This is a genomic window from Pseudomonas sp. MF6394 (assembly GCF_002018845.1).
GTDB classification, from domain to species: Bacteria; Pseudomonadota; Gammaproteobacteria; order Pseudomonadales; family Pseudomonadaceae; genus Aquipseudomonas; species Aquipseudomonas lactis.
Genome location: NZ_MVOJ01000041.1, coordinates 1 through 19,311 on the forward strand (window position 1 = coordinate 1; position 19,311 = coordinate 19,311).

The following is a 19,311-nucleotide window of genomic DNA, read 5'->3' on the forward strand; positions in this document are numbered from 1 at the left end:
GCGGAAGCATCATTTTCAGCAGCGCAGCTTTACGTTCTTCTGAATAGAAAGGCATGACCATACTCTTGCCGCCCCCGGAATGCTTTTCAAAAAGCGGGGGACACGACAACTACCCTGACACCGGGGGGTGGTTTGACGGAGCGCTTGAGATCAAAAGCAGATCAAAATCAAGAGCGGCTCGCTTCGCATCGTGGTTACAGGCGAGCCAGCTCCCACATAGGGTTTGTGGGGTTTTCAGGTTCGCGGCATGCACTCGATGGTGCGGTTTACCACGGTTTTGGCCATCTCCAGCAAGTGCCATGCGGCATGGATTCGGGCGCGGTCGTGGGGTTGCAGGTGATCGCAACAGTCCCACACCGTGGCCGATGCGCTGTTGATCAGATGGGAAATGTAGAGTTGAGCGTCTTCGAAGCTGAGCTCTTCATTGACGACGAGGCAATCCATGGGTGGATCGGGAAGTGCTTTGGTCATGGTGTAACTCCTGATTAAGGCAGAAGCCGGCCCAGTCGCGACTAAACGAAGGGTGGCGGCTGTACGCAGGTTAGTCGACCGGCTAATCAGGAAAATCCGGCGCACCCGAGGGTGCCCTGCGCACAGCCACCATAAAACCTCATGGAGGACCATGCGCCTGATTAGAGTCCGGGCGACTAAACCCGATCACTGAAAAGGCAGTGACGGGCCGAAGACTAGCCATCGATTCCAACAGGCACAAGGTGGCAGGGATTGTCTCGGAAACGTCCTGCAATTTAAAGGGACACGGCTTGCTGGCCTTTTACAAACCATGACCAAATGCCAGTAACGCCACACTTCAACGGTGGGAGGGGCGCTTGCCTCCGTGACCACCTGTCAACCGCCTATCTACCTGACACACCGAGATCCAAATGTGGGAGCTGGCTTGCCTGCGAAGGCGGCCTGGCAGTCAACACAGTTGGATTGGGTACATATCCATTGCTGCGGTAACGGCCACTTAGGGTTCCGCCCTGACGGCGGCTCACTTTTGAACAGCGCAAAAGTAAGCAAAACGCTCTTGCCCCACCACTCGGCACCTCGCTTAGGCTCGGTGTGCCCGTAATCCGCCAGTGATTTGGGGGGCCGCCGCCACGCGCCATCCATGGCGCGGGGCGGCTAAGCCGGCATCCCTGCCGGTTTACCCCCCAAATCCCTGTCGAATTCCGGCCAGCGTGGTTTAACGGGGCGCCTAAGATCAAAAGCAGATCAAGATCAAGATCAAGAGCGGCTCGCTTCGCATCGTGGTTACCGTTGATTGCGACAGCGTTGTGTCGATATCTATGGCCATCGCAGGCAAGCCAGCACACACACATGGGTTTTGTAGTGTTTTCAGGTGCGCGGCATGCACTCGATGGTGCGGTTTACCACGGTTTTGGCCATCTCCAGCAAGTGCCATGCGGCATGGATTCGGGCGCGGTCGTGGGGTTGCAGATGATCGCAACAGTCCCACACCGTGGCCGATGCGCTGTTGATCAGATGGGAAATGTAGAGTTGAGCGTCTTCGAAGCTGAGCTCTTCATTGACGACGAGGCAATCCATGGGTGGATCGGGAAGTTGGTGTAACTCCTATTGTGCAAGGGAGCGACCACTCACGCTGCTAAACGCAAGGTGGCAGCTGTACGCGGGTTAGCAGACCGGTCAATAGGAAAACCGGCGCACCCGAAAGTGCCCCGCGCACAGCCACCATAAACGTATAGGTGAACCTGTGCCTATTGAGTTCGGGCTGCTAAACCCGATCACTGAAATCCAGCGACGGGCCGAAGACTAGCCATCGATTCCAACAGGCACAAGGCGGCGGGGATTGTCTCGGAAACGTCCTGCAATTTAAAGGGACACGGCTTGCTGGCCTTTTACAAACCATGACCAAATGCCAGTAACTGGGCAGCTTTTGTAGGAGCGAGCTTGCTCGCGAAAAACTTACCGGCGCCGCGTTCATTCAGGGAGCCCGCGTTATCGTTGACGCTTTTCGCGAGCAAGCTCGCTCCTACAGTCCCCACGCATTTCAGCGTCCGAGCATCTTCACCCAACGTGATGGCGGCATGCCGTAGGTGCTGCGAAATTGGCGGGTCATGTGGCTCTGGTCGGTGAAGCCTGCGGTCATGGCCGCATCCACCAACGATTGGCCCTGGGCCAATAAGTGGCGCACCAGGTCCAGCCGGCGCATGGTCAGGTAGCGGTAGGGGCTGGTGCCGAACAACACGCGAAAATCCCGCGATAACGCCCAGCGGTCGCGGCCGGCGTGGTCGGCTATTTCATCCAGGGTGATGCTGCGGCCCAGGGCGCTGTGGATGAACTCACGGGCGCGTTCGGCTGCGATGTAGTCAAAGGATTTACGGTGGATGATGGCCCCGGACGCAGCACTCAGCGCCTGGGCTAGGTCGAACAGGGCGTCTTGCTCTTGCATCGGGTCTATCGGGCAATCCAGGCTTTGCAACAAGACTTCGCTGGCGCGGTGCAGCCGTGGGTCGGTGGACAAGCCGCCAGGGATAAACGGCAACGGCTGGCCACCGAGGATCTGCTGGATCAGCGCCGGCTCCACATAAATCATCCGGTACTTGAAACCTTCGTCGCTGCCGGCGCGGCCGTCATGGGTTTCATCCGGGTGTATCACCATGGTGGTGCCGGGCAGGCTGTGGGTCGTGCCGCCGCGATAATGAAAGCTCTGCACGCCGAACAATGTGCGCCCAATGGCGTAGGTGTCATGGCGGTGGGGGTCGAAAGCGAAGCCGGCAAAGTACGCCTCGATACGGTCCAGGCCGCTGGCGTGGGGCGCGCGGTGCAGCCAGTCGAGGGAGTGGGTGGGGTTGCCCATGGTGACTTGTCACAAAAGGAGGTGGAAACACGTTAACTGAGTCTGCACCGGTTGTCTGCCGGGGTCTTGTACGATTGTGCAGGTGTTGGGCGAGGCACATCGGGTAGCGAATCGCTGACCGCCCGTGGTAAGAAGCCTTACTTTCAATAGTGAGGTCGGGTCATGAGCAAGGTGCGGGTAGGGATTATTTTTGGGGGCCGTTCGGCTGAGCATGAAGTCTCGCTGCAATCGGCGCGCAACATCGTCGACGCCCTCGACCGCTCGCGCTTTGAGCCCGTGCTGATCGGTATCGACAAGGCCGGTCACTGGCACCTCAATGACACCTCCAATTTCCTGCTCAACCAGGAAAACCCGGCGCTCATCGCCCTCAACCAGTCCAACCGTGAATTGGCGGTGGTGCCCGGCAAGGCCAGCCAGCAAGTGGTGGAAACCTCCGGCCAGGGCTTGCTGGAACACATCGATGTGATCTTCCCGATTGTCCACGGCACCCTCGGCGAAGACGGCTGCCTGCAAGGCTTGCTGCGTATGGCCGACTTGCCCTTCGTCGGCTCCGACGTGCTCGGCTCGGCCGTGTGCATGGACAAAGACATCAGCAAGCGCCTGCTGCGTGACGCGGGTATTGCCGTCACACCCTTCATCACCCTTACACGTCGCAACGCGGCGCGCACCTCCTTTGAAACGGCGGTGAACAAGCTCGGTTTGCCGATGTTCGTCAAACCCGCTAACCAGGGTTCCTCTGTGGGCGTGAGTAAAGTCGGCAACGAAGCCGAGTACCACGCTGCCGTTGAACTGGCGCTGGGCTTTGATGAAAAAGTGCTGGTGGAATCCGCCGTGCAGGGCCGTGAAATCGAATGCGCTGTGCTGGGTAATGACCAGCCCATCGCCAGCGGTTGTGGCGAGATCGTGGTGAGCGGCGGCTTCTACTCCTACGACAGCAAATACATCGACGCCCAGGCCGCCCAGGTCGTGGTGCCGGCGGCTATCAGTCATGAAGCCAGCGAGCGCATTCGCCGACTGGCCATCGAAGCGTTTGAGGTGTTGGGTTGCGCCGGGCTGGCGCGGGTGGATGTGTTCCTGACCCAAGACGGCGAAGTTTTGATCAACGAGATCAACTCACTGCCCGGTTTTACCCGCATCAGCATGTACCCCAAGCTGTGGCAGGCGGCGGGCATGAGCTACAGCGAGTTGGTGAGCCGGTTGATTGAGTTGGCGTTGGAGCGACATGCGAGTCGCAAGGGGTTGAAGAGCAATCGCTGATTGTTTGGGGGCGCTCGACTCAACGGCTTGTGAGCAGCTGTGGCAAGGGAGCGAGCTCCCTCGCCACAAGAGTAAGGTTTGATCGTTAGTTTGTACGAGCAATCCACGAATAGATCAACGTCTTCGGCTCCTCCAAGTGATGCGTCCTCCTGCGATAGCTGGCAAACGTCGGCGACGTGCAATAAGTGCACACGTCACTCACCTCGATCTGCTCGCGCTTGACCCCCGCCGCGTGCAGCAACAGCAGCCCATACCCGCTCAAATCAAACCAGGCACTTCCCGTTTGCCTGGCGTGGGGCGGTGGAATGCGCGGGGGCTGTAGAGGCGCCGGTTGCTCAACGCTCCAGGGTGCCTGGCCGTGCTGCCACAGGTGGCCTTGATCGACCTGGAGCTCGGCAATAAACGCTGCGCTCACCTCATAGCAGCACGGTTTGATCGACGGCCCGATCGCCACCCGCAATTGGTCCACAGTAATGCCGTCATCTATGAAGCGCTGCACGGCATTGCCGATGATCCCACGCTGCAAGCCCTTCCAGCCGCCATGAATGGCTGCTACCGACTCACCGCCCGCGATCAGAATGGGCAAACAATCGGCCGTGATGACCGCAATCGGCTGTCGGCTGCGGGTGAACACCCCGTCAGCCTCATTCGTGTTGGCCGGCTGACCCGGCTGCCACTCGATCACTGACGCGCTGTGCACCTGTTTGCAAATAAACACGCCATCGGGGCGCAGCGGATCGTCAATCGAGCAAAAACCGTGATCCACGCCGGGGAGGGCATTGAGGTTATGGGCTTTGTGCACCGTGCATTCTCCTTTGATCAAAACACCCTAGTCGCCCAACGCCTCGCCTTCACGCCGAGGGTCGGCGCCGCCGTCCAGCGACACCTTGCCCTGGGCATCCCGTGTGCGCACGATGGCTTGCACGCCGCTGGTCATCTCGATCTCGCTCAGGGCGTGGCCCTTGTCCTTGAGCGTCTGTTTCAGCGCCGGGCTGAACAGTCCAACTTCCAACTCGGTAGCACCATTGCGACTGCCAAAGTTGGGCAGGCTGATGGCCGCCTGCGGGTCGAGCTTCCAGTCGAGCATGGCCACCAGGGATTTACTCACGTATTCGATGATTTGCGAGCCGCCGGGGGAGCCGACGGTAGCCAGCAGTTCGCCTGTCTTGCGGTCGAATACCAGGGTCGGCGCCATGGCCGAGCGTGGGCGTTTGCCCGGTTGTACGCGGTTGGCCACAGGCTGGCCGTTTTCTGCGGGGATGAACGAGAAGTCGGTCATCTGGTTGTTGAGCAAAAAGCCCTGGACCATCACATGGGAGCCGAATGCCGCTTCCACCGTGGTGGTCATCGACACGGCGCCGCCCTGGTCGTCCACCGCCACCACCTGTGAGGTGGAGATGCGTAGCGGCGAGCGGTCTGGTGCGTACGCCACCTGAATACCGGCGGGGTGGCCGGGCTTGGCGATGCCCAGGCTGCGCTCGCCGATCAGCGTGGCGCGTTGTGCCAGGTAACTTGGCGCGACGAGGCCGGCGACCGGGACGGGGGTGAAGTCTGCATCGGCCACGTACAGCGCGCGATCGGCAAAGGCCAGGCGCCCGGCTTCGGCGAGCAGGTGCACGGCCTCGGGTGTCGGTTCAAGCCCGGCCGGCGAAGCGCTCTTGACCGGTGTCATGGGGGCGATGGCCAGGCGTGGGTCGCGGGTTTCCAGCGCCTGCAATGTCCCCAGGATCTGCGCCACGGCTATCCCGCCCGAGGACGGCGGTGGCATGCCGCAGACCTTCCATTGTTTGTAGTCGGTGCACAGCGGTGCGCGCTGCTTGGCGGTGTAGCCTTTGAGGTCGGCCTGGGACAGGCTGCCGGCATTGCGATGGCCCTGTACCTTGCGTGCGATCTCCTCGGCAATCGGGCCTTGGTACAGCGCGTCCGGCCCTTCCTTGGCGATGCGCTTGAACACCGCAGCCAGTGCCGGGTTTTTCAATCGTGTACCGGTGGCTTTTGGCGAGCCATCGGCATTCAGGAAGTACGCCGCCATGTCGGGCGATTGCGCGATAAAGCGGTCAGCCGCGATCAAGCTGTGCAAGCGTGGGGAAATGGCGAAGCCTTGCTCCGACAGGCGAATCGCCGGCTCGAACAGCTTGGCCCATTGCAGGTGGCCGCTCTTTTTGTGCGCCATCTCCAAGGCGCGCAGTACGCCCGGCGTGCCCACCGAGCGCCCGCCAATTTGCGCATCCGTAAACGCCATCGGCGTACCGTCGGCCTTCAGGAACAGACGCTCTGTCGCCCCGGCCGGTGCAGTTTCGCGGCCGTCGTAAGCCTGCACGTTGTGCCCATCCCACAGCATGATGAACGCACCGCCGCCGATGCCGGACGACTGCGGTTCCACCAGGGTCAATACCGCTTGCATGGCAATCGCCGCATCAATGGCCGAACCGCCTTGGCGCAGCATTTCACGCCCGGCTTCGGCGGCCAATGGGTTGGCGGCGGCAGCCATATGGCGCTCGGCGTGGCGGGTGCTCAGGTCGGTGCGATAGCCCGAGCCCAACTCCGGGGCCGGTGGCTGTTCATTGACCGGCGTGTGGCAGGCGGCGAGGGCCAGGGTGGCGGCGATGACTGTCAGGCTGCGGCGGGAAATCAAAAACACGCGCTGAACTCCGTTCATGGTGAGAAGGGGCTGTTGTCCTTGGGCGACTGCGTTTTACAGGTAAATCGTGCCTTGCATGTACAGCACGGCCTTGCCGGAAATAATCACCCGGTCACCCTGGAGCTCACAGCGCAACTGGCCTTTACGCTGGCCGCCTTGCTCGGCGCTCAATTGCGATTTGCCCAGGCGCTCGGCCCAGAACGGTGCCAGCGAGGTGTGCGCCGAGCCGGTAACCGGGTCTTCGTTGACCCCCACATTCGGGCCGAACCAGCGCGAGACAAAATCAAACCGCGTGCTTTTGGCGGTCACCGCAATCCCGCGTTTAGGCAGGCCCTTGAGCCGTGCGAAATCCGGTGTGAGGGCCGCTACCTGGGCTTCATCTTCCACCAGCACGATGTAGTCGTCGGTGCCAAACACCTCGGCGTTTTCAAGCCCCAGGGCGCTCAACATGCCGTGGGGCGGCTCGCAGCGTTCGGGTTTCTTGGCCGGAAAATCCATCGCCAGCTCATCGCCATTGCGCGTTACCCGCAACTCGCCGCTACGGGTCGCAAAGCGCAACACCTGGGGGGCGTCCGCCAACTTGTGCATCAATACCCACGCGGCTGCCAACGTGGCATGGCCGCACAGGTCCACCTCAACTTCCGGCGTGAGCCAGCGCAACTCATAGAAGTCGCCACGGGGTACAAAGAACGCGGTTTCCGAAAGATTGTTCTCGGCCGCAATCTGCTGCAGTTGCTCATCAGGCAGCCACTCAGTGAGTGGGCACACTGCTGCCGGGTTGCCGCCGAAGGGATGGTGGCTGAAAGCGTCGACTTGGTAGATGTCCAGTTGCATCGTGGCACTCCGTGTTGGGGGGAGGCTGGACACTAACAGTGGGGGTGGGGGGCGTCAAAATACAGTTGGGGAGTTTTTTTGCGCGCATAAAAAAACGGCCTACCTTTCGGTAAGCCGTTTTTAGTACTTGGTGGCTACACAGGGACTTGAACCCCGGACCCCAGCATTATGAATGCTATGCTCTAACCAACTGAGCTATGTAGCCAAGTGGCGCGCATTATTCGCTTGGAACGGCAATGCGTCAAGCGTTTTTGTTGAAAATTTTTCTACGCTTTCAACTGTTTAAGCCAAAGCGCTGATTTTGGCGACGGGCGGTGGCGAATGCACCGTGGATGAGGGGGAGTAGAAGAAGCTCGGTGTCTTTGAAGGTTTACTCGCGGGCCAAGTCCGACAGTGTTGGGCAGATATCCCTGTCGCCCAACGCTTGACCGGCTAATTCAACTTACGGGTGCAGTGAGGTGTGGGTGACGCGCTTGAGCTGTTCGCGTGCCCGTGACAGGCGCGAGCGCACGGTGCCGATAGGAATGTCCAGTACGTCGGCGGTGTCCTGGTAGCTGCCGTCGGTTTGCAGCGAGGCATACAACGTCCTACGCATTTCTGTGGGCAAGTGATCGATCGCACTCAGGGTATTTTCCAGTCGCCGGTTGACCTCGAATTCCCAGTCCAGGCTGTGGCTTTCTTCCTGTCCGTGCCACAGCGACTCATCGAATTCGCAATGTGCAGGCTTGGCATACAGGCGTCGAAAGTGGTTGCGGATCAGGTTTTGCGCGATGCCGCACATCCAGGTGCTGAGCGTGGCGTTACCACTGAAACGCTCGCGATTGCGCCAGGCTTCCAAGTAAGTCAGTTGCAAAAGATCATCCGCGTCTTCGGGATTGAGTACCCGTTTGTGAATGAAACGTCGGAGTTTTTTCTGTTGGTCGTCTGTCAGATGGAGCATGAATTGAGGCGAACTGCCACCAAGGTGAACTAAGGCTTCAATAGGGATATTCATGATTTTTTCCTTAAGGTAGACGCAGTCGAAACGTGTCGACAGAAACCCGATTGCACTGCATGTGCCAAAGAGAAAAAATCGTATAAATAGTTGATTTAAATAAATAAATATTTTGAATTGAGGTTCTTTTACGCAGGCTTTTGCACTTGGGAAATGGGCGTCTGTGCAAGTATTTTCAAACTCGCCTCAGCCTCAAATTTCAATGGAACTGTATGGGTAGGCCTGGCCACACAGGGAAAACACTCTTCCTGAACTGGCCTGTCCATGAAAGTCGAATCTCGCAACGATGTGCAAACGGTCCAACGTCCGGATCAACCTGTTATCAACACTGCCTCCGTGCCTGCACTTGCGAAGGGTGTCGACGAACTGGCCCATCGGTTCAATCAGGAGGTGGAGCTCAACAAGCTTCCGCTGGCCCATCGGCAGATGGGCGTGCGCGTGCCTGCGGCTGAAAAGCTGGCGGAGCTTTATGACCAATTGGGTCACCCGGCCCAGGCGAGCATGGCTGCGGTTTCGCGCCGACTCAGGATGCACTTGCTGCAAAGCGCCAGTGTCGAAAAGCTGCTCGACATTGCGGGCGGCGACCCGGCGCGTGCGTTCGTGGTGCTCAAGCACCTGGCCAACGAGGCCGATACTGAAATCCGTAAATCCGAGGCTGCCTTGGCGCGTTCAGCGATTGCCAAGCTGGAGGCTCGTTTCAAGGGGCAAATCCAGGCCGGCCTAAATATCGCTGTGGCATTGCAAGCGGCCTGCGCGGACGCCGAGGAGCGCCAGGCCCTACGTGCGCTCTACTACGCCAGCGTGGTCACGCGCCAATCCCTCGCGACGATGATGCAAGCCCTGTTGGGTGTATACGGCGGCGACCGGTTTCAAGACGGGCTTACCGTGATGCGTAAAGCCCTGGCGGACGATATAGCCGCGTTGGTGTCCTCAATGCCTACGCCAATGTTGCGCACCTTGTTGGTGGGACTGCGAAGCTGCGGGCAATTGAGCGCAGTGCTGGCTGGTTGCGTGGCGTGCAAGCAGCGCCTGTGTATGGAGGATGAGGCGGTTACGCTGCTGCAGCGTCTGTTGGGTTACGCCGGCAGCGGTATAACCGCCGGCGAAATCCTGCGGCTGGGGGATGATCTGGGGGGAGGGCCGCTCGCCCGGCAACTCATTGCGCTCAACGCGCTTTATCCCCTCATCCAGCAATTGCCCCTGGCCCTGTGGCCTGACAATAGAGGCCGTCAGGAAACCTTGGCCAGCTTTGTGGTGGTGATGGATGAGCTGAATCGAATTCATGGCGGAACCAAGCGCGCCGGTCTGTCGGGGGTAATGACGTGACCGTACTGTCGACCATCAACGGCTTGCTGCTTAAAGCGGCACAACGTGCCGAAGTGCTGGGCGCCGTGGTGGTCATGGGCATTATCTTTATCTTTATCGTGCCACTGCCCACCTGGCTGGTGGATATTCTGATTGCTTTGAATATCTGTATTTCGTGCCTCTTGATCGTGCTGGCGCTCTACTTGCCGGGCCCCCTGGCGTTTTCGTCATTCCCCTCGATTTTGTTGCTGACGACCATGTTTCGACTGGCGTTGTCGATTGCGACCACTCGCTTGATCCTGCTGGAGCAGGACGCTGGTGACATCGTAGAGGCCTTCGGTAATTTTGTGGTTGGAGGAAACCTGGCGGTCGGGATGGTGATCTTCCTGATCCTGACCCTGGTCAACTTCCTGGTGATCACCAAGGGCTCGGAGCGGGTCGCCGAGGTGGCGGCGAGGTTCAGCCTGGATGCGATGCCGGGTAAACAGATGTCCATCGACAGCGACCTGCGAGCCGGGTTGATTGACGGCGTGCAAGCGCGCGACAAACGCGATCAGCTGTCGCGTGAAAGCCAGCTGTTCGGGGCCATGGATGGCGCCATGAAGTTCGTCAAAGGCGACGCCATCGCTGGTTTGATCATCGTCGTGGTCAACCTGTTGGGCGGCTTTTCCACGGGGATGTTCCAGCACGGCCTGAGCGCTGCCGATTCCATTTCGCTGTATTCGGTACTGACCATCGGCGATGGCCTGATAGCGCAAATTCCAGCGCTGCTGATCTCTCTGACTGCGGGCATGATCATCACCCGTGTAGCGCCGGATGGACGCAAAGGCGTCAGTAACATGGGTGTCGAAATTGCCCGGCAAATGACCAGCGAACCCAAGAGCTGGGTGATTGCCTCGGTGGGCATGCTTGCGTTTGCCTTGGTGCCTGGCATGCCTACCCTGGTGTTTATTTTTATCGCGATGATCACCGGGAGTGTGGGGTACTACCTGGTACGTCAGCGTCAGCGACAGGCAGAACCCGCCAACGAGGCCGCTGAAGTCGTCCGCCCTGAAGAGAACGGTAAAGAGGACTTGCGCGGTTTTGACCCTTCGCGTCCTTACCTGCTGCAGTTTTCCCCCGTTCTGCGCGGAACGCCTGAGGTGACGGATCTGATCCATGGGATTCGCCAGTCGCGAAACTCACTGGTGGCCAATATTGGCCTGACGTTGCCGCCGTTCGAAGTCGAACTCGATGACTCCCTGGCCGTCGATGAAATGCGCTTCTGTGTGCATGAGGTGCCCATGGTCAGGGCGTCAGTGGTCAATCATGTGGCCGTTGAGCGCAAGGCGCTGACAGTTGAGCCAGAGCACGCCATACCGGGGCTGGCGGAGCGGGATGAACAGGATTGGCTCTGGTTGCCCCCTGATGATCCGTTGCTCGATGACCCGCAATTGGAGCGCTTCACGGCCACGCAACTGATCCTGGAACGCATGAGGCAGGCGATGATGCTCAGCGGGCCACAGTTCCTGGGGATTCAGGAGAGCAAGTCGATCTTGAGTTGGCTTGAGCATAACCAGCCGGAACTGGTGCAGGAACTGCAGCGCATCATGCCGCTGTCACGTTTTTCCGCGGTGTTGCAACGCCTGGCCAGTGAAGGCGTACCGTTGCGGGCGGTACGACTGATTGTCGAGTCGCTGATCGAGTACGGGCAACACGAGCGTGAACCCGAAGCCCTGGCCGACTATGCGCGCATTGCCCTCAAGGCACAGATCTACCACCAGTACAGCGAGGTCGATGGCCTGCATGCCTGGCTGTTGTCTCCGCAGAGCGAAAACATCCTGCGCGAGGCGCTGCGCCAGACCCAGACCGGCGTGTTCTTTGCGCTGGACGAGAACAACAGCGCGGCCTTTATCAGCCTGCTCAACCAAGCCTTTGTTCTAAGGGCCAAGAGCAAAAGTGTGATGTTGGTGGCGCAAGACTTGCGCAGCCCATTGCGGACCTTGCTGCTGGAAGAGTTCAACCATGTCCCGGTGCTGTCTTTCGCTGAGTTGGGAAGCACATCCAAGGTCAAGGTCCTGGGGCGCATAGACCTGGGCCAGGAAACCTTGGTGCGGGGGGCGGCGGCATGAGCCCCCAGCCATGGTCAATACAGAGGAGGGCTCGATGATGTATGAGTTACGGGTGCTTGATGGCCAGCGCCAGGGCGCTGCGTTGCCGTTGTTCGGTGAACAATGGAGCATCGGCGCCCAGGCAGACGCTGACTTGGTGCTGAACGATCCGGGGGTTGCCGAGCATCATGCGTTGCTGCGCTTTTCTGAGGCTAACTGGTCGGTGCAGGCCGAGGCTGAGCTGTTGTACGGGGCTTCTGGACAGGCCATGGCGCAGATCCCGGATCTGGCGTTGAACGTGCCCTTTTTAGTGGGCAGCGTAAGGTTGTGCGTCACCCTGGCGGATCACCCGTGGCCCGAGCCTGTGGCGCCGGCAGCCGCAGCGGTGCCATCGGCGGATGAACCTGCGCAGTCAATGAAGTTGTCCTCCATTGCGCCCTCGCAGCAAAAGCGCTTGATCAGCCTGGTGTTGGTAATGGCGATCATCATCGCGGTAGTGGGCACGGTCTCGACCGGGGAGCATGAGGCCCAGGCTTCGCTGATGCCTGTGGTGGCTGGCAAACAGGAACTGGCCTCACCAACTGATGTGCGCCAACAGTTGGTGAAGATGCTTGGCGAGCGTGAGTTGATCCCGCGCATCGGCTTGCAGGTGATCAACGGCCAAGTCGTGCTCAGCGGGGACGTTTCCCAAGAGGATGTGGAGTTGGTGTCGCGGATGCTCAGCCGTTTTGGTGAGCAATTCGACAGTGCGGTGCCGGTGATCAGTCGTGTACGTGTGCGTGATGAGGCCTTGCCGTTCAGAATTGTGCAGATAGTGGGCGGACCGAACGGCCACGTGGTGCTGGAAGAGGGCAGCCGGCTTTTTCTGGGGGATCAGGTAGACGGCCTGCGCCTGGTGCTGATCGACAACAGCAAAGTGGTTTTTGACGGCGCGCAGCGTTATGAGGTGCTTTGGTGAGTACGCAACTGCAAGCGCGTCTCGACGCTTGGCAACAGCGCCAGGCCCAGGCGCTAAGTAGCTTTGCGCCAGTGGCGATGCGTGGTCGCATCCAGCGCGTCAATGGCATGCTGCTGCAGTGCCGACTGCCTCAGGCGCGCATCGGCGACTTGTGTCAGGTAGAAAAAGGCCCGGGTGATTTCATGCTCGCCGAAATCATCGGCTTTGATCAGCAAGATGCGGTGCTCAGTGCCCTGGGCAACCTCGAAGGCGTGCGAGTGGGCGCCGGTGTTGAGCGCCTGGGCGTTTCGCACCGAGTGCAGGTCAGCGAGGCGCTGTTGGGCCAGGTACTGGACGGTTTCGGGCGGCCGATCACGGGCCAGGGTGCCAGCGCGTTTGTGGAGTCTGAACTGCCGGACACCAGTGCGGTGCTGTGTGAAGCGCCTTTGCCCACCGACCGGCCGCGTATCAACCGCGCGCTGGCCACCGGTGTACGGTCCATTGATGGCTTGATGACGCTAGGCGAAGGCCAGCGTGTCGGTCTGTTCGCTGGAGCCGGTTGTGGCAAGACGACCTTGTTGGCCGAGATCGCCCGTAACGTCGAATGCGACGTCATCGTGTTCGGCCTGATCGGCGAGCGAGGGCGCGAACTGCGTGAGTTTCTCGACCATGAGCTGGATGAGCAACTGCGCTCTAAAGCGGTACTGGTGTGTGCCACGTCTGATCGCTCCAGCATGGAGCGCGCCCGCGCCGCGTTTACCGCCACGGCATTGGCCGAAGGCTTTCGGCGCAAGGGCCAACGCGTGCTGCTGCTGATTGACTCCCTGACCCGTTTCGCCAGGGCCCAGCGCGAAATCGGCCTGGCGGCTGGCGAACCCCTGGGGCGCGGTGGCCTGCCCCCTTCGGTGTACAGCTTGCTGCCGCGCCTGGTGGAGCGCGCCGGGTTGACCCGTGACGGTGTGATCACCGCGATCTACACGGTGCTGATCGAGCAGGACTCCATGAACGACCCGGTGGCCGATGAAGTGCGTTCGCTGCTCGACGGCCATATCGTGCTGTCGCGCAAATTGGCCGAGCGCGGGCACTATCCGGCGGTGGATGTGCTGGCAAGCCTTTCTCGAATATTGAGCAACGTTGCAGAACCTGAGGATATCCGCGCAGGCACGGCGTTGCGACGTTTACTGTCGGCGTACCAACAGATCGAGCTGATGCTCAAGTTGGGGGAGTACCAGCCTGGCAGCGATGCCCTGACGGACCTGGCCGTAAACAGCCGGCAAGCGGTGGATGGTTTCCTGCGCCAGGATTTGCGTGAACCCTCGCCGATGGCCGTCACGCTGGAGCAACTCAAGGAGCTGACCACCCATGTCCCATTCTGACGTGCTGCTCGGTGAAGTGGAGACGCTTCGTCGTCTGCGCAGGCACCGGGCCGATCGGGCCGAACGTGCCCTGCGCGAGGCCAAGCGTGCGCAGCAGTCCCTGTTGGCGCATATCCAGCAGGCCCAGGATGCGCTTGAACACACTCGGCAGGAGGAGGCCCGGCAAAGTGAGCTGTTGCTCAGTCAGCACCAGGGCCAGGTCTTGACCTTGCAAGGTCTTAAATCCTGGAGTGCACAGGAGCGCTCTTTATCTGCAAACACCCAGCGTGGTGAGGGGCAGCTTGAGGCATTGCGCAACCAACGACACGAGAAAGAAAGCCGCGTTGGCAGCGCCCAGAGGCAAGCCACCGAATGCCTGCGGCAGGTGGAAAAGCTTCAGGAGCTATCCCTTTTACTGGCACAGGAGCCGATATGACCCAGGTTGCAAATAAGCCCGTTGAGCGCCCGCGTTTGCGCGAGCCGAGGGAGGAACGTGAGCCAGGCACTGTGGGTGTGGTGCCATGGGAGCAAGGGCGATTGTTTGCGCAGCTGTTTGCTCATGATGGGGAGGATGCCGGGACGGGAGCTTCCTTGTCGGGGAAAAAAGCCGTGGCCGGCATCGCCATGATCGAGGCGCTGGCCGAACAGCTGGCGCCTCGGGTGTTGGCCGGTTCGCAGTGGCCGTTGCAGGCGGTACTGTACTTGCCACGCCTGGGGCGGATAAACGCCAGTGTACGTCGAGAACAGAGCGCCTGGGCGATTGAACTGGAAGCGGAACACGATGCCACGGCGCGCTGGCTCGGTGGTGTACGGCAACAATGTGAGGACCGATTTACGCAGGCGTTGGGGCTTCCAGTGAGCCTCAGCCTGCCTAACGTCGGCTGCGCGTGATAGTGCCGATACTGACATTACCTAAGCTGCGACACGACACCGTTGCCGCACGCCGTCGATTGGGGCGCGGGCTGCGCCTTGCGTTTCAGGTCGCAGGTCAGCGCGGTGAGCTGCGGCTCGAACCTGGGCGTTCTCCTACCCGGGTCGATTCTCTAGGTCTGGATACGGCGTGTGGCGCGCTGGTGCTCGCTGAGGCGGGACCGTTGCTCAGCCTGCTCGGAGAGTGCCCGGTGCCGTTGGCGCAGTTTGGCAATGACCCGGACTCCTGGTTCTGGGACCTGTTCCATTATCACCTGAGCCCCCAGGTCAAGGCGTTGCTGGGCAGTGTGCGCCTCTTGGAGGAAGTGGACCGAGCCACGGGTTTTGGCTGTCGCCTCAGCGCAACTCTGGGCACGTCTCGGGTGGATGGTTATGTGTGGCTGGCCCCCGAAACCTTCCTGGCTTTGTGTGAGGCTGGGCCTTGGCGTGTCACGGCTGCGCCGCTGCCGGCATCGTTTGAACTGGCAATTGCCGTGACCCTTGGGCGCGTGCAGCTATCGGTTGCACAAGCACGCAGCCTGCGCGCGGGTGATGTCGTGGTGCTTGAGCAGACCTGCTTTCAAGCCCAGGGCAGCGGTTATGTACAGGTTGGCAAACAGCGGCTGCATGGTTGCATTGACGATGCCACCGGGGCGCTTTGTCTGACCTTAACTTCTATCGAGGACACATCCATGGACGAAAATTTTGCAGTCCCCCATTACGCTGGGAGTGAGGAAGATATGCCGGTGGTGGATGTCTTCGGCAGTGAGCCATTCGATGAGTTGAGCATGGCACTGAGCGTACGCTGCGGAACACTCAACCTTACGCTGGGTGAACTGCGCAACCTGGCGGCCGGCTCGGTGCTGGGTATTGCCGGTTACGGTCCCGGTATGGCTGGCCTCTATTATGGCGATCGACCTATTGCCCAAGGGCAGTTGGTGGAAGTCGACGGGCGCCTGGGCCTGCAGCTGTCCCGCGTGATGTTCGCTCGATGACAATCCAGGGGCTGGACCCTCTTGTTCTGGCAGTCTTTCTTGGGGCATTGTCATTGATGCCCATGCTGTTGGTGGTCTGTACAGCGTTTTTGAAGATCGTGATTGTGCTGATGATCACCCGCAACGCCATCGGGGTGCAGCAGGTTCCGCCTGGCATGGCCATCAACGGTATCGCACTGGCGGCAACGCTGTTCATCATGGCACCGGTAGGTTACGAGATCGCCGAGAACGTCAAGGCATCGCCCCTGGACATGAGCAACGTGCACACGTTCCTGCAGACCGGCAATGAGGCCATCCAACCCTTGCGTGCCTTCATGCTGCGCAACATCGACCCCGATGTACTGACTCATCTGCTGGAAAACACTTCGCGCCTGTGGCCTGTGAAAATGGCCCAGGAGGTGCAGCGCGAAGACTTGATTCTGCTGATTCCGGCGTTCGTACTGTCGCAGTTGCAGGCGGGGTTCGAGATCGGCTTTTTGATCTACATTCCCTTCATTGTGATTGACCTGATTGTGTCCAACCTGCTGCTGGCGCTGGGGATGCAAATGGTCTCGCCCATGACGATTTCCCTGCCGCTCAAACTGTTGTTGTTCGTGCTGGTGTCCGGCTGGTCGCGATTGCTCGACAGCCTGTTCCTTTCCTATCTCTGAGTCGCCTATGGAACCGATCGTGCTGTTCAAGCAGGGGATGTTGCTGGTGGTCGTGCTGTCGGCGCCGCCGTTGATTGTGGCGGTGGTGGTCGGTGTGCTGACGTCCCTGGTGCAAGCGCTGATGCAGATACAAGACCAGACGCTGCCCTTTGGCATCAAGCTGGTCGCCGTGGGGGTCACGTTGATCCTGACAGGACGCTGGATTGGCGTGGAGTTGATCCAGCTGATCAACCTGACCTTTGAAATGATCGGCCGTTCGGCCCTGAACTGAGATCCTGCCTGTGCTGCTGTATCTCGATTTTCTGCCCAGCCTGGTGCTCGGTATGGCGCGTATATACCCCTGTGGCATCCTGGTGGCGGCGTTCTGTTTTCAGCATATACGCGGCATGCCTCGGCATACCTTGGTGATGGTCATGGCATTGATGCCCGCGCCGGCCATCCATGCGGCATTGCAAGGCCAGGAGCTCTCGGGGCTCATGCTCGCCGGCCTGGCGCTGAAAGAGGTGGCCCTTGGGGTGCTGCTGGGGGTGTTGTTGTCCATGCCGTTCTGGCTTTTCGAGTCGGTGGGAGCGCTGCTGGATAACCAGCGCGGCGCCTTGGCCGGTGGCCAGCTCAACCCCTCCCTGGGGCCAGACGCGACGCCGATCGGGCATCTGTTCAAGCAACTGGCGATTTTCTTGCTGATGGCTGTGCTGGGGCTGGGCGCGCTGACCCAGGTGATCTGGGACAGCTACCTGATTTGGCCGCCTACTGTGTGGTTCCCGCTCCCGGCAGAGAATGGTATGAGTCTGTTTGTCGACCTGCTGGGAGATACGTTTACGCACATGATGCTATACGCCGCTCCCTTCATCGCAGTGCTGTTGTTGCTGGAGTTCGGTGTCGCGCTGCTGGGCGTGTACAGCCAGCAGTTACAGGTGAGTACGCTGGCGCCACCGCTCAAGTGCCTGGCGGGTATCGGCATTTTGTTGTTGTACTTTGCATTACTGCAAGACCTGATCGTCGGGCGCCTGAGCCAGCTGGGTGATCTTAAGCATGTATTGGGGCTGTTGTTCCAGGGCTCGCAGCCATGAGCGACTCGGGGGAAAAGAAGCATCCCGCGTCAGCCAAGAAGCTGCGCGATCAACGTAAGAAAGGCCAGGTCGCCCAAAGCCAGGACGTGGGCAAGTTGCTGGCGCTGGCGGCCATCAGCGAGATTGCGCTGTTTACCGCCGAGACCAGCATGCAGCGCTTCCAGCAAATGATGGTGTTGCCGATGTCTCGCGTGGGCCAGCCGTTTGCACGATCGCTGGAAGAAGTACTGGTGGACGGACTGACCGTGTTTTTTTCGTTCTCCCTGCTGATGGCTACCCTGGCGATTGCCACGAAACTGATCAGCAGCTGGATGCAGTTCGGGTTGCTGTTTGCCCCAGAGACCCTGAAGCTGGATTTCAACCGCCTCAACCCCCTGAGCCAAATCAAGCAAATGTTTTCTGCCCAGTCGGTGATCAATCTGTTGATGAGCATCGCCAAGGCGTTTCTTTTAGGAATGATTGTGTACGTGGTGGTCTGGCCCTCCGTGGGGACGCTGATCAACCTGGCAAACAGTGACCTGCAAAGTTACATCCTGGCGCTGATTGCCCTGTTTCGCTATTTGCTGCACGCCTGCCTTGGGCTGTTGCTGGTACTGGCGCTTATCGACATGACTATGCAGAAGTATTTCTTTGCCAAGCGCATGCGGATGACGCAAGTCGAGGTCGTCAAAGAGTACAAGGACATGGAAGGCGACCCCCATGTGAAAGGCCAGCGCCGTCAGTTGGCGCAGCAATTGGCCCAGGAGGAACCGAAGGTCAAACTGCCCAAGCTGGAAGAGGCTGATATGCTGGTGGTCAACCCGACGCACTTTGCGGTCGCCCTGTACTACCGTCCTGGCAAGACGCCTCTGCCCCTGCTGATCAGCAAAGGCATGGATGACGAAGCGCGAAAACTGATCGCGCGCGCGAAGGCCGCCGAAGTGCCCGTGATTCAGTGCGTGTGGTTGGCACGTACGATTTACACCAAAAAGCTGGGAGCCAGCATTCCTCGCGAAACCCTGCAGGCCGTGGCGTTGATCTATCGCACCTTGCGCGAGCTGGATGATGACGCCAAACGCGAGACGCTGGAGCTCCCGGAGCTTGAGCAGCGCTGATCAGTGACTGAATCCTGGGTCCAGGACGCTGAGACCGGCCAGCGAGAGCATCCGGCTCAGCGCCCTGTCCAGATTGCCGGGCGGTGTTGGCAGCGCATGCCAGATCACCATGGCTCCCTGGGCATCGAGGTAGACAAAACACCCGTCAAATACCAGGTCCTGCTCGAAGCGGCGCTGTAATATCCGTTGCAATTGCCCAGCTTGCAACGCTTCGCGAGCGACATGCAGTGCCAGCCCCGAATGGTTACCCGCCGTCAACGTGCACAGCTTGATACCAGGGGCGAGCAGCTGGTGAGTGGCGGTGCCACTCATCAGTTCGCTCAGAAATACCTGGCGTTGATCGTCTGGCATTTCTGTCA

At 59.9% G+C, this 19,311-nt stretch carries 20 protein-coding genes and 1 tRNA gene; 12 read left to right on the forward strand and 9 right to left on the reverse strand.

Annotation, left to right across the window (positions count from 1 at the left end):
- Positions 1 to 234: 234 nt before the first annotated feature.
- From MF6394_RS29230 to MF6394_RS29250, 3 genes are all read right to left on the reverse strand, one after another.
- Positions 235 to 471, reverse strand: coding sequence for a hypothetical protein (locus tag MF6394_RS29230; protein WP_003188310.1), 237 nt, complete (start codon positions 469 to 471; stop codon positions 235 to 237).
- A gap of 867 nt (positions 472 to 1,338) precedes the next feature.
- Positions 1,339 to 1,548 (reverse strand): hypothetical protein, encoded by a 210-nt coding sequence (locus MF6394_RS29240; RefSeq protein ID WP_050516308.1) that lies wholly within the window; start codon positions 1,546 to 1,548, stop codon positions 1,339 to 1,341.
- Positions 1,549 to 2,011: 463 nt separating this feature from the next.
- Positions 2,012 to 2,821: an AraC family transcriptional regulator gene (locus MF6394_RS29250; RefSeq protein ID WP_044271350.1), complete on the reverse strand. Its 810-nt coding sequence runs from the start codon at positions 2,819 to 2,821 to the stop codon at positions 2,012 to 2,014.
- Between the two features lie 162 nt (positions 2,822 to 2,983).
- Here MF6394_RS29250 and ddlA point away from each other — a divergent pair, with 162 nt between their 5' ends.
- Complete coding sequence (ddlA, locus tag MF6394_RS29255) at positions 2,984 to 4,078, forward strand: D-alanine--D-alanine ligase (RefSeq protein ID WP_078468081.1); 1,095 nt, start codon at positions 2,984 to 2,986, stop codon at positions 4,076 to 4,078.
- Positions 4,079 to 4,163: 85 nt separating this feature from the next.
- On the opposite strand, the gene MF6394_RS29260 is transcribed toward ddlA, so the two are convergent.
- The 5 genes from MF6394_RS29260 to MF6394_RS29280 form a co-directional block, all read right to left on the reverse strand.
- A complete protein-coding gene (locus MF6394_RS29260; RefSeq protein ID WP_047712529.1) occupies positions 4,164 to 4,880 on the reverse strand; it encodes a polyphenol oxidase family protein in 717 nt (238 codons plus the stop codon).
- Between the two features lie 27 nt (positions 4,881 to 4,907).
- Complete coding sequence (ggt, locus tag MF6394_RS29265; protein ID WP_078468082.1) at positions 4,908 to 6,737, reverse strand: gamma-glutamyltransferase; 1,830 nt, start codon at positions 6,735 to 6,737, stop codon at positions 4,908 to 4,910.
- 36 nt (positions 6,738 to 6,773) lie between these two features.
- Positions 6,774 to 7,553, reverse strand: coding sequence for a PhzF family phenazine biosynthesis protein (locus MF6394_RS29270; RefSeq protein WP_078468083.1), 780 nt, complete (start codon positions 7,551 to 7,553; stop codon positions 6,774 to 6,776).
- A 128-nt stretch (positions 7,554 to 7,681) separates the two neighbouring features.
- Positions 7,682 to 7,758: transfer RNA gene (locus MF6394_RS29275), tRNA-Met, on the reverse strand.
- A 237-nt stretch (positions 7,759 to 7,995) separates the two neighbouring features.
- On the reverse strand, positions 7,996 to 8,547 hold the full coding sequence (locus MF6394_RS29280; RefSeq protein ID WP_047712531.1) for an RNA polymerase sigma factor: 552 nt from the start codon (positions 8,545 to 8,547) through the stop codon (positions 7,996 to 7,998).
- 264 nt (positions 8,548 to 8,811) lie between these two features.
- On the opposite strand from MF6394_RS29280, the gene sctW reads away from it, so the two are divergent.
- The 11 genes from sctW to sctU are packed head-to-tail and all read left to right on the forward strand — an operon-like array spanning position 8,812 to position 18,952.
- Entirely contained in the window at positions 8,812 to 9,873 is a 1,062-nt protein-coding gene (gene sctW, locus MF6394_RS29285) for a type III secretion system gatekeeper subunit SctW (RefSeq protein ID WP_078468084.1), read from the forward strand.
- Complete coding sequence (sctV, locus tag MF6394_RS29290) at positions 9,870 to 11,963, forward strand: type III secretion system export apparatus subunit SctV (RefSeq protein ID WP_078468085.1); 2,094 nt, start codon at positions 9,870 to 9,872, stop codon at positions 11,961 to 11,963. Before sctW ends, sctV begins: the two co-directional genes overlap by 4 nt.
- A 37-nt stretch (positions 11,964 to 12,000) precedes the next feature.
- A complete protein-coding gene (locus tag MF6394_RS29295; RefSeq protein WP_047712744.1) occupies positions 12,001 to 12,900 on the forward strand; it encodes an FHA domain-containing protein in 900 nt (299 codons plus the stop codon).
- Positions 12,897 to 14,255 carry a FliI/YscN family ATPase gene (locus MF6394_RS29300; RefSeq protein ID WP_044271367.1) on the forward strand — a complete coding sequence of 453 codons (1,359 nt, stop codon included), beginning with the start codon at positions 12,897 to 12,899 and terminating at the stop codon, positions 14,253 to 14,255. The genes MF6394_RS29295 and MF6394_RS29300 overlap by 4 nt, the downstream gene beginning before the upstream one ends.
- Positions 14,242 to 14,670: a type III secretion system stalk subunit SctO gene (gene sctO / locus MF6394_RS29305; protein WP_078468086.1), complete on the forward strand. Its 429-nt coding sequence runs from the start codon at positions 14,242 to 14,244 to the stop codon at positions 14,668 to 14,670. Before MF6394_RS29300 ends, sctO begins: the two co-directional genes overlap by 14 nt.
- Complete coding sequence (locus MF6394_RS29310; RefSeq protein ID WP_047712535.1) at positions 14,667 to 15,125, forward strand: type III secretion system HrpP C-terminal domain-containing protein; 459 nt, start codon at positions 14,667 to 14,669, stop codon at positions 15,123 to 15,125. The genes sctO and MF6394_RS29310 overlap by 4 nt, the downstream gene beginning before the upstream one ends.
- Positions 15,122 to 16,138, forward strand: a complete 1,017-nt coding sequence (locus MF6394_RS29315) for a FliM/FliN family flagellar motor switch protein (RefSeq protein ID WP_078468087.1) — start codon at positions 15,122 to 15,124, stop codon at positions 16,136 to 16,138. The genes MF6394_RS29310 and MF6394_RS29315 overlap by 4 nt, the downstream gene beginning before the upstream one ends.
- Positions 16,135 to 16,788: a type III secretion system export apparatus subunit SctR gene (sctR, locus tag MF6394_RS29320; protein ID WP_044271371.1), complete on the forward strand. Its 654-nt coding sequence runs from the start codon at positions 16,135 to 16,137 to the stop codon at positions 16,786 to 16,788. The genes MF6394_RS29315 and sctR overlap by 4 nt, the downstream gene beginning before the upstream one ends.
- 7 nt (positions 16,789 to 16,795) lie before the next feature.
- Positions 16,796 to 17,059 carry a type III secretion system export apparatus subunit SctS gene (gene sctS / locus MF6394_RS29325; protein WP_014716816.1) on the forward strand — a complete coding sequence of 88 codons (264 nt, stop codon included), beginning with the start codon at positions 16,796 to 16,798 and terminating at the stop codon, positions 17,057 to 17,059.
- Between the two features lie 10 nt (positions 17,060 to 17,069).
- A complete protein-coding gene (gene sctT, locus MF6394_RS29330; protein ID WP_044271374.1) occupies positions 17,070 to 17,858 on the forward strand; it encodes a type III secretion system export apparatus subunit SctT in 789 nt (262 codons plus the stop codon).
- Positions 17,855 to 18,952: a type III secretion system export apparatus subunit SctU gene (sctU, locus tag MF6394_RS29335; protein ID WP_047712537.1), complete on the forward strand. Its 1,098-nt coding sequence runs from the start codon at positions 17,855 to 17,857 to the stop codon at positions 18,950 to 18,952. The genes sctT and sctU overlap by 4 nt, the downstream gene beginning before the upstream one ends.
- Here the strand turns inward: sctU and MF6394_RS29340 are convergent, their stop codons facing one another.
- The gene (locus MF6394_RS29340; RefSeq protein ID WP_078468101.1) at positions 18,953 to 19,303 is read right to left on the reverse strand and encodes a transcriptional regulator; all 351 of its coding nucleotides are present in this window, start codon (positions 19,301 to 19,303) and stop codon (positions 18,953 to 18,955) included.
- Positions 19,304 to 19,311 lie beyond the last annotated feature (8 nt).

Coding starts and splice junctions, on each gene's coding strand:
- MF6394_RS29230 (WP_003188310.1), bottom strand. CDS start 471: ATGACCAAAGCACTTCCCGATCCACCCATGGATTGCCTCGTCGTCAAT.
- MF6394_RS29240 (WP_050516308.1), bottom strand. CDS start 1,548: ATGGATTGCCTCGTCGTCAATGAAGAGCTCAGCTTCGAAGACGCTCAA.
- MF6394_RS29250 (WP_044271350.1), bottom strand. CDS start 2,821: ATGGGCAACCCCACCCACTCCCTCGACTGGCTGCACCGCGCGCCCCAC.
- ddlA (WP_078468081.1), top strand. CDS start 2,984: ATGAGCAAGGTGCGGGTAGGGATTATTTTTGGGGGCCGTTCGGCTGAG.
- ggt (WP_078468082.1), bottom strand. CDS start 6,737: ATGAACGGAGTTCAGCGCGTGTTTTTGATTTCCCGCCGCAGCCTGACA.
- MF6394_RS29270 (WP_078468083.1), bottom strand. CDS start 7,553: ATGCAACTGGACATCTACCAAGTCGACGCTTTCAGCCACCATCCCTTC.
- MF6394_RS29280 (WP_047712531.1), bottom strand. CDS start 8,547: ATGAATATCCCTATTGAAGCCTTAGTTCACCTTGGTGGCAGTTCGCCT.
- sctW (WP_078468084.1), top strand. CDS start 8,812: ATGAAAGTCGAATCTCGCAACGATGTGCAAACGGTCCAACGTCCGGAT.
- MF6394_RS29295 (WP_047712744.1), top strand. CDS start 12,001: ATGTATGAGTTACGGGTGCTTGATGGCCAGCGCCAGGGCGCTGCGTTG.
- sctO (WP_078468086.1), top strand. CDS start 14,242: ATGTCCCATTCTGACGTGCTGCTCGGTGAAGTGGAGACGCTTCGTCGT.
- MF6394_RS29310 (WP_047712535.1), top strand. CDS start 14,667: ATGACCCAGGTTGCAAATAAGCCCGTTGAGCGCCCGCGTTTGCGCGAG.
- sctR (WP_044271371.1), top strand. CDS start 16,135: ATGACAATCCAGGGGCTGGACCCTCTTGTTCTGGCAGTCTTTCTTGGG.
- sctS (WP_014716816.1), top strand. CDS start 16,796: ATGGAACCGATCGTGCTGTTCAAGCAGGGGATGTTGCTGGTGGTCGTG.
- sctU (WP_047712537.1), top strand. CDS start 17,855: ATGAGCGACTCGGGGGAAAAGAAGCATCCCGCGTCAGCCAAGAAGCTG.
- MF6394_RS29340 (WP_078468101.1), bottom strand. CDS start 19,303: ATGCCAGACGATCAACGCCAGGTATTTCTGAGCGAACTGATGAGTGGC.